The organism is Sphingomonas sp. GW821-FHT04B01, from assembly GCF_059420425.1.
Genome location: NZ_JBWKTR010000002.1, coordinates 284,140 through 297,233, shown reverse-complemented (window position 1 = coordinate 297,233; position 13,094 = coordinate 284,140). Strand labels below are relative to the sequence as shown.

Genomic DNA, 13,094 nt, shown 5'->3' with positions numbered 1-13,094 from the left:
TAGGCCGGGCGGATGCCCGACGACAACAATCGCAACATCGCCCTGCTGATCGACGCCGACAATGCCTCCTGGCATGCGATCGACCCCGTGCTGACCGTGCTCGCCGAGCTGGGTACGGTCAACATCCGCCGCGTCTACGGCAATTGGTCGAAGCCCGCGCTCAAGGGCTGGCGCGACATGACGCTCAAGCACGGCATCGAGCCGCAGCAGCAGTTCGACTTGACCAAAGGCAAGAACGCCACCGACATGAAGATGACGATCGACGCGATGGACCTGCTGTTCCGCGGGCGGATCGGCGGCTTCGGCATCATGTCGTCGGACAGCGACTTCATGCCGCTGGCGATGCGCATCCGCCAGGACGGCATCCCCGTCTACGGTTTCGGCAATCTCAAGACGCCCGAGGCGTTCAAACAGGCGTGCACGCGGTTCATCGACGTCGGCGCGCTGGTCAGCGAGGCGAAGGCGGAGGCGACCGCCCCGGCGGCTGCGGCGGCGAAACCGGCGAACGTCGACGTGCCGATCGGCGACTCGCTGCCCCCCTCGATCGCCGCGCCTAAGGCGAAGAAGCCAATCGATCCCGAGCTGATCGCGCTGCTGATCGACGCCTATCAGTCGGTCAAGCGCGACGAAAAGGGCTATGTCAGCCTGTCGGCGATGGGCCAGCTCGCCGGCAACCGATCGAGCTTCGACGCGCGCAACTACGGCTATCAGCGCCTGTCCGACCTCATCCAGGCGGTGCCGAATTTCCAGAGCGAGCGGCGTGAGGACGGGCGGGTGTTCGTCAAGCGGGTGCGGTGATGGCTGCGGCGACGTTGGCTCATCGCCGACGGCATGATAGATTACGGTGATGACCGAGGTGCTCCCGCTCAACGTCGTCCCGCTGCCCGTCAGGCTTCGCGCCGCCGATTACATGCTGCTCGACGAAACCGGAGCGTTTCAGCCCTACAGCAAGACCGAGCTGCTTGACGGGGAAATCGTCTACATGAACGCGCAGCATCGGCCGCACGGGCGCGTCAAGATGGCGCTCTATCTTGCGCTGTCCGAGGGGCTGCTTGCGACCGGATCGGCCTATTCGGTGGCCGTCGAGGTGAGCGTAGCACTCAGCGAACACGATGCGCCGGAACCCGACCTGACGCTGACGAGCGAGCCCGACGGCGATGGCTTCATCCCGGCCCGCTCGGTCGGGCTGATCGTCGAGATCGCGGATGCGACGTTACGGTCGGACATGACCCGCAAAGCGGCAATCTATGCCCGCGCGGGCATTCCGGAATATTGGGTTGCCGACGTCAACGGGCGTGTCATCCATCAGATGTGGCATCCGCATGCCGGAGCCTATGCCGACCGACGGACAATATCGTTCGGGGATGGATTGGACTCAGCGACGATATCGGGCCTGATCGTGCAAACTACGGCGCTTGAGCGTTCCGCATCCTCCCATCGGTAGCGATAGGCCGCCGCCTGCCGGTGCCGCACGAACGTCATGGCGTCGGGCCCGGTCCACGGGCCGGTGTAGCCCGCCTTTGCCGCGTTACCGATCCACCAACCCTGCCCCGGCAGACGATCCGACTGGCGGACCACCAGCACGGCGAGATCGGGTTCTCCCACCCGTGCGCCGGCTTCGTCGATCGTATCGAGCGTACAGCACGAGGCGTGCATCTTGGGTCGGGTGAAGCGATGACCCAAAGCCGCCAGACATTCGCCGTAGGTCAGTGCCCGCCCGTCGCGCGCGGCGGCTACAAGCAGTGACCGCACCCGCGATACGTCGGCGATCGCGCCCGGCCCCTCGGCAAGCGTGAAACCGTTCGCCGCGAGCCAGCCGCCGAGATCGTCCTCGTGCGGCCGGCTCGCCATCATCAGCGCGTGAGCTTCTTGTACGCCAGCCGCGTCGGCCGGTCGGCCGCGTCGCCGAGGCGACGGCGCTTGTCTTCCTCGTAGCTCTCGTAATTGCCCTCGAACCATTCGACGTGGCTGTCGCCCTCGAAGGCGAGGATGTGCGTGCAGAGGCGATCGAGGAAGAAGCGATCGTGGCTGATGACCACCGCGCAACCCGCGAACGTCTCCAGCGCCTCTTCGAGCGCGCGCAGCGTCTCGACGTCGAGGTCGTTGGTCGGTTCGTCGAGCAGCAGGACGTTGCCGCCCTCCTTGAGCATCTTGGCCATATGGACGCGGTTGCGTTCACCGCCCGAGAGCTGGCCGACCTTCTTCTGCTGGTCGGGGCCGCGGAAGTTGAACGCGCCGACATAGGCGCGCGTGCCGAGCTCCTGCTTGCCGAAGCGGAAGACCTCGAGCTCGTCCGAAATCTCCTGCCAGACGTTCTTGTTGGGATCGAGATCGTCGCGGCTCTGGTCGACATAGCCGAGCTTCACCGTCGAGCCGACCTCGATCGTGCCGCTGTCGGGGGTTTCCTGGCCGGTGATGAGCTTGAACAGCGTCGATTTGCCCGCGCCGTTCGGTCCGATCACGCCGACGATGCCGCCCGGCGGCAGCGTGAAGTCCAAGCCGTCGAACAGCAATTTGTCGCCATAGGCCTTGGTCAGGCCCTTGGCCTCGATCACCTTGCCACCGAGCCGTTCGGGAAGCTGGATGAGGATCTGCGCCTTGCCGGCGACGCGATTCTCCTGCTTCGCCATCAGCTCGTCGAACGCGCGGATACGCGCCTTGGACTTGGTCTGGCGCGCCTTGGGTGTCTGACGCATCCAGGCGAGTTCGTCGGCGATCGCCTTCTGCTTGCCGGCCTCCTCGCGCTCTTCCTGCTCGAGCCGCTTCGCCTTCTTTTCCAGATAACCCGAATAGTTGCTCTCGTAGGTAAAATAACGCCCGCGATCGAGCTCGAGCACCCAATTGACGACGTTGTCGAGGAAGTAACGGTCGTGCGTCACGAGGATGACGTTGCCGGTATATTCCTTGAGATAATTTTCCAGCCACGACACGCTCTCGGCGTCGAGGTGGTTGGTCGGTTCGTCGAGCAGCAGGATGTCGGGCTTTTCGAGCAGCAGCTTGCACAGGGCGACGCGGCGCTTCTCGCCGCCCGACAGGCGGGTGACCTCGGCGTCGCCCGGCGGGCAGCGCAGCGCTTCCATCGCCTGTTCGAGCTGGCTGTCGAGCGTCCAGCCGTCGACCGCGTCGATCTTGGCCTGGAGCTCGCCCATTTCCTCCATCAGCGCGTCGAAGTCGGTGTCGTCCTTGGGATCGCCCATCTCCGCCGAGATGGCGTTGAAGCGGTCGACGAGGTCGGCGACCGGGCGGACGCCGTCCTTGACGTTGCCCATCACGTCCTTGGTCGGATCGAGCTGCGGCTCCTGCGCGAGATAGCCGACGCGCACGCCTTCGGCGGCCCAAGCCTCGCCGGTGAAATCGGCGTCCATGCCCGCCATGATCTTCATCAGCGTCGACTTGCCGGCGCCGTTGGGGCCGATGATCGCGATCTTCGCCGACGGAATGAACTGCAGATGGATGTTGTTGAGGACGGGCTTGTTCGCGCCGGGGAAGGTCTTGGTCAGACCCTTCATGACGTAGGTATACTGGACGGCCATGTGCCGACGGCTCCTGATCGATAAGGACGGGAAATCTTGGAGCGGCATGTAGCGATCCGATGCCCACCGTGCAAATGCCGCCGCCGCGGCCCGCCCCGGCTTGTGCTCGACGCGGCCATCGCTCACACCCTGGCGATACGATCGAACAGGGAAACGACCGAATGACGCGCATCGCACTGACCTTGCTGGCCCTCGCTTCTTCCACCGCGCTGGCGGCGCAGCGCGCCGCGCCGCCGCTGCCCGCCCCGGTCGATGCCAAGGTCGCGGCGCTGCGCGACGCGGCGCTGAAGGACGACGTCGCCTATGACATCGTCGAGGGGCTTACCACCGAGGTTGGCCAGCGGCTCGCGGCGACCGAGGCGGAGGCGCGGGCCCGTACCTGGGGCGTCGCCAAGCTCAAGGCGCTCGGCTTCAAGAACGTCCATGTCGAGACCTATCAGATGCCGGTCTGGCTGCGCGGCGAGGAGCGCGCCGAGGTGCTCGCCCCCTTCCCGCAGACGCTCAAGCTGGTCGCGCTCGGCAATTCGGGCGCGACGCCCGCGGCGGGCCTGACCGCGCCGGTGGTGGTGTTCCGCACCTATGGCGATCTCGCCAACGCCCCCGCCGAGGCGGTGCGCGGCAAGATCGTCTATGTCGGCAATGCGATGGTGCCGACGCAGGACGGATCGAGCTACGGCGCCTACGGCCCTGCCCGCTTCGTCGGCCCGGCGCTGGCGGCGCGGCTCGGCGCGGCGGCGATCGTCATCAAGTCGATCGGCACCGATCATCACCGCAACCCGCATACCGGCGTCACCGATTTCCCTGCCGGTGTCGCCCCGATCCCGTCGGCGGCCTTGTCGGTCAGCGACGCCGAACTACTCGAACGGATCGCCGACCGCGGCAAGCCGATCACGCTGAAGCTGGTGCTCACCCCGCGCTTCGCCGGCACCGGCACCTCCGGGAACGTCATCGCCGAGGTGCCGGGCAGCGATCCCAAGGCCGGGATCGTGCTGGTCGGCGGCCATCTCGACAGCTGGGATCTCGGCACCGGCGCGATCGACGATGCCTCGGGCGTCGCGATCACCACCGCCGCCGCCAAGCGCCTGCTCGACGGGCCGCGGCCGAAGCGGACGATCCGCGTCGTCTGGTTCGGCGCGGAGGAGCCGGGCGGCTATGGCGGCAAGGACTATGCGCGGGTGCATGGCGGCGAGCGGCATGCGACCGCCGGCGAAAGCGATTTCGGTGCGGACCGCATCTGGCGCTACGAGGTCAACCTCCCCGACAGCGCCAAGCCGATCGCCGACCGGCTGCAGACCGCGCTGGCGCCGCTCGGCATCGGGCGCGGCGCGGGCGTGGGTGGCGACGGTACCGACGTCGGCCCGACGCTGGCGCTCGGCGTCGCCGCGATCGACCTCAACCAGGACGGTACCCGCTATTTCGATACCCACCATACGCCCGACGACACGCTCGACCGGATCGATCCCGAACAGCTGCGCCAGAACGTCGCGGCGTGGACGACGATGCTCGCGATCGTGGCCAATGCGCCGGAGGAGATCGGGTCGGTCACGCCGCGGCGATAACGGCCAAAGAATGTCGGAACCTTTCGCCCCGGTGAATTTCGTGATTGACCGGGGGGAGTCGTGCGGTATTTGAGCTGTCTCGCGACGGCGATCGGGCCGGCCGCGATTTTGCTTTGCTTTGCTTGGGAGCAACCGAATGAAGAAGATCGCTTTCGTTCTCGCTGCCGCCGGCCTGATGTCCGTCGCTGCCTGCCACAAGTCGCCTGAAGCTGCTGCCGTTGAGAACAACGGTGACATGCTGGCCGACAACATGGAAGCGCAGGCCGACAACATCGACGCGCTGGCCGACAACACCTCGAACGCATCGGCTGCTGCCGCGCTCGAGAACGTTGCCGACAACACGAACGCCGCAGCGGACAACGTCCGTGACGCAGCCGAGGCCAAGGCCGACAACCTCTAATCGCGCGGCGTCGGGTTCGCCCGACGCGCCGATCGGGCTGTCGCACGATCTCGAAGGGCGCTTCCCATGCGGGAGGCGCCCTTTTTCGTGGCCCGCGCGCCCACGCACCGGCTTTTTCTTTGCCGCCGGTTGCGCTAGCGAACGCCGAGGTGGGGCCTGTAGCTCAATGGTTAGAGCTGGCCGCTCATAACGGCTAGGTTGCGGGTTCGAGTCCTGCCGGGCCCACCATCCTTCGCCAAATGCCTTAGAGGATCATACGCTTACGGCAGGTTGGGCACGATCGGATTGAGGCGGTCAGGCAACCCACCGACACTGGGCGAAAGCGCTGGTCATCGCGGCGCTGGCCATGTGGCCTTGCTCCTCCGATGCAGGGAGTGACCTCCGAATCGCCGCGCCAGCGGGCGACACCCTTGATCTTCCCTGAGTCGCACCGCTCTGAGCGATTGCTTTCCGAAGGCCGTGCGAGGCGCATTGGAACCGCGTGATCAGATCACCGCCACTTCCGGGAATGGTGCGGCAGCAAGTCGACCTCGCGAGATGCTCGTTTGGCATCAGCAACGCGGCACGTCCTCACCGAGGGCGTCGGGGTTCCACATCAACGGCTCAACCAGTCGGCCGTGATCTCCCCTCGGTGCCCCTCCGGGGCAAGCATCGCGCGCAACGCTTCCAGCAGAGACGGCAGCGCCTGCATGAAAGCATAGGGCGGATTGACGATGAAAAGGCCTGCTCCATTGTAGATGTCGGGTTGATCGCCATCGTACAACCAATGCTCCACCTCCAGAAATTTTGGAATGCGGAGCGTTTTCAGCTGCTCCTTCCATCGCCCGTGCGCGGCACGGTCCTTGAGCGGATACCAGACCACCGTCACGCCATGCGCCCATTTGCGGTAAGCGGCGGCGAGGGTCGCTGTGATGCGGGCGCGTTCATCGAGCTGTTCGTACGGCGGGTCGATCACCACGACGCCGCGTGCGGTTCGGGTCGGCAGCATCGCCAGCCAAAGCTCGTAGGCGTCACGTTCGTGCACGGCAGCGGAAGTATCGCGCATCACCTTGCGCAGGGTATGAGCCTCCTCGGGATGTTTTTCGTTCAGGATAAGGAAGTCTTGCGAACGCAGAAGCTGCGCCAGGACCCGCGGCGAACCAGGATAGAAATGCGGCTCGGGTCCGACATTCACCGCCTGTACCGCCGCGCGATAGTCGTCCAGCAAGGGGTTCGGGTCGGCAAAAGCTCGAAGAACGCCTTCGATGGATTCGCCCGTGCGTTGGGCTTCCGCGCCGTCGAGGTCGTACAGCCCGCGGCCGGCATGCGTGTCGATCAAGGTCAACGCGCCCGGTTTTTGTTGCAAGGCCTTTACGAGCGCTATCAACAGGCTGTGCTTGACGACATCGGCACTATTGCCTGCGTGAAAGGAATGGCGATAATTCATCGTGAACTCGGATCCTGCCGATCTACCTTATGCGTATTTGCATGCTGCTGTGCGCCAGATGAGCGCGAAGCAATTGAACAACCGATCCACCTTGAGCCCGCGCCAGCAATCGACGCGGAGGCGCATGGGAATGTCCGATGATCGAGGCTTCGGTCGCGGCTGCTTCAATTGCCTTGGGCATCGACCTCGAACACAACCGGCTTGCCCCGCGACATCGGTTCCCAGCCCGCCGACATCGCGGCGCGCACGCATCGCGAAATAGTGGCGTCGTCCAGTTGCAGACGGCCGCGCGGCAAGCCCTTCAATAGCCGCTTCGGCGGCGGGAATTGCACCCATGCTTCGCGTTTTGCATCGCGCTGGAGAAGGGCGATGATCATTCCCTTCCACCCTTCATCATCCGACTGATGCGGTTCACGCTGGAGGTGCCAATCATACGTGGCGCCATCGACTTCGACGGCGCCGCCGTTGCTCTGGGTTTTCGACATGGAGGCGGCCCTAACATGCTATGCCGGCCAAAGCACGGGTCCGGGGGCGTATCGGATCACGGCCAAGCTGACGGACGTGCGGATTAAAGTGCGGCTACAACGACCCAAAGCCGGTCACTCGAGGCAAGTTTCGCGCGCCCAGCTTCTACCTTCCGTTCAAGTTCCGCATGACCGGCCTGTCCCCCGCGTCGTCTATGTCCGACGTTGCGCGGCGCCGCCCCGCCCCGTAAGCTCACCGCAGGGGGAGAGACTATGCGATCGACGTTGGTTTTGCTGGCGGTTGTGCCTGCCGGGGCATGGGCTCAGGCTGTGCCGCCTTCGGTTGCCGGCCGCAGCGCGCAGGGTGACGTGGCGGTCACGATCTATGCCAACGACACCGCGCTGATCCAGGACACGCGGCAGATGACCCTGCCGGCTGGCATCTCCCGGCAGGAATTCCCCGACGTGTCGAGCGAGATCCGCCCCGCCACCGTCCGCCTGTCGGCCGAGGGCACGACGATCGTCGAACAGAATTACGACTATGACTTGCTGTCGCCGCGCGCGCTGATGGAAAAGGCGGTGGGACAGACCATCACCCTCGTCCGCACCAACCCGGCGACGGGTGCGGAGACGCGCGAACAGGCCCGGGTGCTCGCCTCCAACGACGGCGTCATCCTGCAGATCGGCAGCCGGATCGAGGTGCTGCGCGACGATGGCCTGCCCGTGCGGGTCGTCTTCGATTCGTTGCCGCCCAACCTGCGCGCGCGACCGACGCTGTCGATCACTTTGGATGCGAAGAACGCCGGGCGGCGGCCGGTGACGATCAGTTATCTCACCGGCGGCCTGTCGTGGTCGGCCGACTATGTGGCGCTGTTCGACGAGGGTAAATCGACCGTCGACGTGCAGGGCTGGATCACGCTCGGCAATAGCGGCGGCACCACCTATGTCGATGCCGACGCGCTGCTGGTCGCGGGCGGTCCCGGCGGCAACAGCAGCCGCAGCCTGGGGCTGGCGCCGGGCACCCGGCCGGGGACGCAGAGCGCCGGCCGTGCGCGGCTGGGCGATTTCTATCTCTACCCACTCGGCCACCGCACCACCATCGCCGCCAACCAGCAGAAGCAGGTGAGCTTCCTGTCGGTCGGCGGTGTCGCCGCGCGCAAGCTGTACGCGTTCCGCAACGGCTGGATGGGCAGCGATCAGGAGCCGCGCTCGGCCGACACGGTGATCGGCTTCTCCACCGCGCGCGAAGGCGGGCTGGGCGATGCGCTGCCGGCGGGGACGGTGCGCGTCTATATGCGCGACGCCACGGGGCAGCCGCAGTTCGTCGGCGAGAACGGCATCGGCCACACGCCGATGGGCAGCCAGCTCGCAATCAAGACGGGCGAGGCGTTCGACGTGAAGGTTCAACCAGCGGTCGACAAGCGCGAGAAGATCCTGGCCGACGAGTGGGAACGCACCGCCCGCTACCGGATCAAGGTTCAAGGCGCGCCGACCCGCACGGTTGAGGAATCGCGCAGCGTCACCTACTGGCGCACCGCGATGCGCTACGTCCTGACCAACGCCCGGCCCGAGCCGGTGACGGTCGACGTCAGCCAGGCGGGCCTTGGCGACAGGTGGGAAGACACGCGCGTAACGGCGGAGAGCCAGCCGGGCGAGCAGCGCTCGCTCGACGAGCGGATATGGCATGTGCGGGTGCCCGCGAACGGCACCGCGACGCTGACCGCGACCTTCGACACGCGGTACTGACGATCGTGCGCCTCGCCTGGCTCGCCCTGCTGCTGGCAGTGGCTGCGCCGACGGTGCTCGACGCGCAGGTGGTGGTCACCTCGACCAGGCCCGACGACGTCAGCGTCACCGTCTACGGCGCGCCGGATCGCCGGGGTCGCGAGATCGACCGCAACCACCCCGCCGGTGTCGCGCTCATCACCGAACGGCGGACGATCACCCTGCCGGCGGGCACGGCGGTGATCCGGTTCGAGGGCGTTGCGGGCAACATTTTGCCCGAGTCCGCCGTCGTCGCCGACCTGCCGAGCGGGGTCATCGAGAAGAACCTCGACGCCGACCTGCTCTCGCCGCGTTCGCTCTACGACCGGGCGCTCGGTCGGCGGGTCATCATCCGTCGGACCGACCGCGCGACCGGCAAGGTGGTCGAACAGCCGGCGACGATCCGCTCCGCCGCCCGCGGCGCCGCGCTGGTCACTTTGGCTGCCGGCACCGAGGCGGTGCGATGCACCGGCCTTGCGGAGGCGATCGTCTATCCGGAGGTGCCCGCCGGCCTGTCCGACAAGCCGACGCTGTCGATCCGAACCACCAGCGCGCACGCGGCCACCGCCACGCTGACCCTGTCCTACCTCGCCACCGGGTTCGACTGGCAAGCGGACTATGTCGTGACGATGCAGCCCGATGGTCGCTCCGCTGATCTGTTCGCGTGGGTGACCCTCGCATCGAACGACGTCACCAGCTTCCCCAACGCGCGGGCGGCAGCCGTGGCCGGCAAGGTCAATCGGGTGGAGTCGGACCGGCTACCGATAGTCGGCATCGACCGTAACCGCGCACTGACGCTGCAATGCTTCCCGACCGGCGCCGACTATTCCTCGCCATTGCCGCCTCCCCCGCCACCGCCGCCACCCCCGCCCCCGCCAGCGCCGATGGCTCAGGAAATCGTCGTCACTGGCGCTAGAATCGCGAAGCAGGAGGAACTTGGCGACCTCAAGCTCTACCGCTTCCCCGACCGGGTCACCGTCGCGGCGAAAGCGCAGAAGCAGGTGGCATTCCTCGCCCGGCAAGGCGTGGCGATGCGCGCGGTGTATGTCAGCGACGTCTTCGACGCCGATGCGAGCGCCCCCCGCCTGATCCTGCGCGCGCGCAACACCACCACCGGTGGCCTCGGAGCGCCATTGCCGGCGGGGCAAGTCGAGGTGTTTCAGGAGATGGGCGGTCGGCGGTTGTTGATCGGCTCCACGAGGACCGACGACAAAGCGGTGGGCGAGGACATCGAGTATCGGCTCGATGCCGGCCCCGGCGTGTCGGTGGAGATCGCCGATCGGCCGGCGCGCCGTCACGCGGACGGTCATCTGCTGACGGTCACCAACGCCACCCCATGGCCGATCGAGTTCGAGGCCAGGCTCGGGACCAGCGGTGACGACCGGCATCTGCGATTCCGGCAGCCCCTCCGTCGGCGGAACGGCCGCTACGTCTGGGCGACGACGGTGCCGGCGAACGGCCTAGCGACGTTCGATTACGAGATGCTCGGGTCTGACTAGATTGCCGGACGTGCTGACTCAGAAACCGACCTGATCGCGGGGTCCCACTAGTCGCCCCAGCCGCGAACGTCGCGGCCTCCAAACACCATGCGCCGGATGGCGAGAGACGCAAGCCCGGCGCTATAGACGTGTTCACAGCCATCGTGGCGAGCGTCGCGCGACCGTTCCCGCCTAGGCAGCGGCGATCGTCGGCCGGCACATGGTCTTTCGTTTTATCCCGCCCTAGGCTGCGCGGATGGACAAGGTTCTCCGACGCACGCGCACTTCCGTGATCCTGTCGGCCCTGCTGGCGACCGCGCCGAGCCCGCCGCCAGGCGAGGCGACGCGCTGGCAGGCACAGGCCGCGCGCGTCACGATCACGCGCGACGATTGGGGCATTCCCCATATCCGCGGACGGACGGATGCCGACGCGGTGTTCGGCCTGATCTACGCGCAGGCCGAGGACGACTTCGCCCGCATCGAGGCCAATTACCTGACCGCACTCGGTCGCACCGCCGAAGCGGCGGGCGAAGACGCGATCTGGGCCGATCTGCGCCAGCGACTGTTCGTCGATCCGGCCGCGCTTCGCCGCGACTATGCCGCCAGTTCCGCCTGGCTGCGCACGCTGATGCAGGCCTGGGCCGACGGGCTGAACTTCTATCTGGCGACCCATCCCCGGACACGCCCCAGGGTCCTGACCCGCTTCGAACCGTGGATGGCGCTCAGCTTCACCGAGGGCAGCATCGGCGGCGATATCGAGCGGATCACGCTCAGCGACCTGAAGACCTTCTACGGCACGCCCACCCCGCCGACGCCCGAGGAAATGGGTGCGGTGCCGCGCGAGCCGTCGGGATCGAACGGTATCGCCATCGCCCCGCGGCTGACGGCGAACGGCAAAGCGCTGCTGCTCATCAACCCGCATACCAGCTTCTATTTCCGGTCCGAGGCGCAGATGACCAGCGCCGAGGGCCTGAACGCCTACGGTGCCAGCACCTGGGGCCAGTTCTTCGTCTATCAGGGCTTCAATGCCAAGGCAGGGTGGATGCACACGTCGTCGACCGTCGACGCCATCGACGAATTCGCCGAGCGGATCGAACGGCGCGGCGCCGGCTACGCCTATCGCTACGGCAGCGAGCGGCGCCCGGTGGCGACCCGCACCGTCGCGTTGCGCTACCGCAAGGCCGACGGCACGATGGCGGAGCGGCGCTTCACGACCTATCACACGCATCACGGTCCGATCGTCGCGAGGAAGGCGGGACGCTGGATCGCGACCGCGCTGATGTGGAAACCCGTCCCCGCACTCGAACAAAGCTATCTGCGCACCAAGGCGACCGATCTCGCAAGCTATACGGCGGTCGCCGAACGCAAGGCGAACGCGTCCAACGACACGCTGTTCGCCGACGACAAGGGCGAGATCGCCTTCCTGATGCCGCAGTTCATGCCGGTGCGCAGCGACCGGTTCGACTATACCCGCCCGGTCGACGGCAGCGATCCGGCAACCGACTGGCACGGGCTGCACAGCCTCGCCAGCCTGCCGAGCGTGGTCGCCCCGCGGATCGGATGGGTGCACAATACCAACGACTGGCCTTGGAGCGCGGCAGGTCCCGACAGCCCCAAAGCGACGGATTATCCCCGCTATATGGATCAGGTCGGCGGCAATGCACGCGGCGTGCACGCCGATCTGCTGCTGACCGGCAAGAGCGGCTGGACGGCCGAGCGGCTGCGCGCCGCCGCCTTCGATCCCTATCTGCCCGCCTTCGCGCAGCTGCTGCCCGGGCTCGTCGCAGCGTGGGACGCCTTGCCCGCACGCGATCCCCGCCGTGAGGCGCTCGCCGCCCCGATCGCCGCGCTGAAAGGCTGGGATCGGCGCTGGAGCCAGGAGTCGGCCGCAACGAGTCTCGCGGTGTTCTGGGGCGACCAGCTGTGGCACGCGGTCGGCGGCTTCGCGCAGGCCGAACGGCTGAACGTCCCCGACTATATCGCCACCCGCGTCGGTGCTGACGCCAAGCTCGCGGCGCTGTCGGATGCGATCGACCGGCTGACCCGCGACTTCGGCGGCTGGCGCATACCGTGGGGACGGATCAATCGATTCCAGCGGCTCGACGATGCGATCGCGCCGCACTTCGACGACGCGGCGCCCTCCATCCCCGTGCCCTTCACCTCGGCCCAATGGGGCAGTCTGGCCTCGTTCGGGGCGAAGCGCTGGCCGGGTACGAAGCGCTATTACGGCACCAGCGGCAACAGCTTCGTCGCCGTCGTCGAATTCGGTCCGCGGGTGAAGGCGATGGCGGTAATGGCCGGCGGCCAGAGCGGCGACCCCAGCTCGCGTCACTTCGCCGATCAGGCCACGCGTTACGCCCAAGGCACGCTCCGTCCGGTCTATTTCTATCCCGACGAACTGAACGGGCATATCGAACGTCGCTATCGACCGGGCGACTAGCACGGCGATGCCGGCACCGCGGATCGGGAT

11 protein-coding genes and 1 tRNA gene are annotated in these 13,094 nt (G+C 66.8%); 8 read left to right on the top strand and 4 right to left on the bottom strand.

Going from position 1 to position 13,094, the window contains the following annotated elements; translation table 11 throughout:
- The first annotated feature begins 12 nt into the window (after window positions 1–12).
- The gene (locus AC07UH_RS07610) at window positions 13–798 is read left to right on the top strand and encodes an NYN domain-containing protein (protein WP_495180259.1); all 786 of its coding nucleotides are present in this window, start codon (window positions 13–15) and stop codon (window positions 796–798) included.
- Between the two features lie 49 nt (window positions 799–847).
- Complete coding sequence (locus tag AC07UH_RS07605; protein ID WP_495180260.1) at window positions 848–1,444, top strand: Uma2 family endonuclease; 597 nt, start codon at window positions 848–850, stop codon at window positions 1,442–1,444.
- Here AC07UH_RS07605 and AC07UH_RS07600 read toward each other — a convergent pair.
- Entirely contained in the window at window positions 1,333–1,854 is a 522-nt protein-coding gene (locus AC07UH_RS07600; RefSeq protein WP_495180261.1) for a ribose-phosphate pyrophosphokinase, read from the bottom strand. The genes AC07UH_RS07605 and AC07UH_RS07600 overlap by 112 nt on opposite strands.
- Window positions 1,854–3,533 carry an energy-dependent translational throttle protein EttA gene (gene ettA / locus AC07UH_RS07595; protein WP_495180262.1) on the bottom strand — a complete coding sequence of 560 codons (1,680 nt, stop codon included), beginning with the start codon at window positions 3,531–3,533 and terminating at the stop codon, window positions 1,854–1,856. Before ettA ends, AC07UH_RS07600 begins: the two co-directional genes overlap by 1 nt.
- A gap of 161 nt (window positions 3,534–3,694) precedes the next feature.
- Here ettA and AC07UH_RS07590 point away from each other — a divergent pair, with 161 nt between their 5' ends.
- The 3 genes from AC07UH_RS07590 to AC07UH_RS07580 all read left to right on the top strand — a co-directional run bounded on the left by AC07UH_RS07590 (window position 3,695) and on the right by AC07UH_RS07580 (window position 5,720).
- Window positions 3,695–5,092 carry a M20/M25/M40 family metallo-hydrolase gene (locus tag AC07UH_RS07590; RefSeq protein ID WP_495180263.1) on the top strand — a complete coding sequence of 466 codons (1,398 nt, stop codon included), beginning with the start codon at window positions 3,695–3,697 and terminating at the stop codon, window positions 5,090–5,092.
- Window positions 5,093–5,228: 136 nt separating this feature from the next.
- On the top strand, window positions 5,229–5,492 hold the full coding sequence (locus AC07UH_RS07585) for a hypothetical protein (protein WP_038659191.1): 264 nt from the start codon (window positions 5,229–5,231) through the stop codon (window positions 5,490–5,492).
- Window positions 5,493–5,644: 152 nt separating this feature from the next.
- Window positions 5,645–5,720 (top strand) — tRNA-Ile (locus tag AC07UH_RS07580).
- 367 nt (window positions 5,721–6,087) lie between these two features.
- Here the strand turns inward: AC07UH_RS07580 and AC07UH_RS07575 are convergent.
- Entirely contained in the window at window positions 6,088–6,918 is an 831-nt protein-coding gene (locus AC07UH_RS07575) for a 23S rRNA (adenine(2030)-N(6))-methyltransferase RlmJ (protein WP_495180264.1), read from the bottom strand.
- A 164-nt stretch (window positions 6,919–7,082) separates the two neighbouring features.
- The gene (locus tag AC07UH_RS07570) at window positions 7,083–7,403 is read right to left on the bottom strand and encodes a hypothetical protein (RefSeq protein WP_495180265.1); all 321 of its coding nucleotides are present in this window, start codon (window positions 7,401–7,403) and stop codon (window positions 7,083–7,085) included.
- A 252-nt stretch (window positions 7,404–7,655) separates the two neighbouring features.
- Here AC07UH_RS07570 and AC07UH_RS07565 point away from each other — a divergent pair, with 252 nt between their 5' ends.
- From AC07UH_RS07565 to AC07UH_RS07555, 3 genes are all read left to right on the top strand, one after another.
- On the top strand, window positions 7,656–9,128 hold the full coding sequence (locus AC07UH_RS07565) for a DUF4139 domain-containing protein (protein ID WP_495180266.1): 1,473 nt from the start codon (window positions 7,656–7,658) through the stop codon (window positions 9,126–9,128).
- Window positions 9,062–10,645 carry a DUF4139 domain-containing protein gene (locus tag AC07UH_RS07560; protein WP_495180267.1) on the top strand — a complete coding sequence of 528 codons (1,584 nt, stop codon included), beginning with the start codon at window positions 9,062–9,064 and terminating at the stop codon, window positions 10,643–10,645. Before AC07UH_RS07565 ends, AC07UH_RS07560 begins: the two co-directional genes overlap by 67 nt.
- A 235-nt stretch (window positions 10,646–10,880) precedes the next feature.
- Window positions 10,881–13,064: a penicillin acylase family protein gene (locus AC07UH_RS07555; RefSeq protein WP_495180268.1), complete on the top strand. Its 2,184-nt coding sequence runs from the start codon at window positions 10,881–10,883 to the stop codon at window positions 13,062–13,064.
- The last annotated feature ends 30 nt before the right edge of the window (window positions 13,065–13,094 follow it).

What these genes read in the sequence shown, in the direction of transcription:
- AC07UH_RS07610 (WP_495180259.1), top strand. Translation starts at nt 13, where the DNA reads ATGCCCGACGACAACAATCGCAACATCGCCCTGCTGATCGACGCCGAC.
- AC07UH_RS07605 (WP_495180260.1), top strand. Translation starts at nt 848, where the DNA reads ATGACCGAGGTGCTCCCGCTCAACGTCGTCCCGCTGCCCGTCAGGCTT.
- AC07UH_RS07600 (WP_495180261.1), bottom strand. Translation starts at nt 1,854, where the DNA reads ATGATGGCGAGCCGGCCGCACGAGGACGATCTCGGCGGCTGGCTCGCG.
- ettA (WP_495180262.1), bottom strand. Translation starts at nt 3,533, where the DNA reads ATGGCCGTCCAGTATACCTACGTCATGAAGGGTCTGACCAAGACCTTC.
- AC07UH_RS07590 (WP_495180263.1), top strand. Translation starts at nt 3,695, where the DNA reads ATGACGCGCATCGCACTGACCTTGCTGGCCCTCGCTTCTTCCACCGCG.
- AC07UH_RS07585 (WP_038659191.1), top strand. Translation starts at nt 5,229, where the DNA reads ATGAAGAAGATCGCTTTCGTTCTCGCTGCCGCCGGCCTGATGTCCGTC.
- AC07UH_RS07575 (WP_495180264.1), bottom strand. Translation starts at nt 6,918, where the DNA reads ATGAATTATCGCCATTCCTTTCACGCAGGCAATAGTGCCGATGTCGTC.
- AC07UH_RS07570 (WP_495180265.1), bottom strand. Translation starts at nt 7,403, where the DNA reads ATGTCGAAAACCCAGAGCAACGGCGGCGCCGTCGAAGTCGATGGCGCC.
- AC07UH_RS07565 (WP_495180266.1), top strand. Translation starts at nt 7,656, where the DNA reads ATGCGATCGACGTTGGTTTTGCTGGCGGTTGTGCCTGCCGGGGCATGG.
- AC07UH_RS07560 (WP_495180267.1), top strand. Translation starts at nt 9,062, where the DNA reads ATGGCATGTGCGGGTGCCCGCGAACGGCACCGCGACGCTGACCGCGAC.
- AC07UH_RS07555 (WP_495180268.1), top strand. Translation starts at nt 10,881, where the DNA reads ATGGACAAGGTTCTCCGACGCACGCGCACTTCCGTGATCCTGTCGGCC.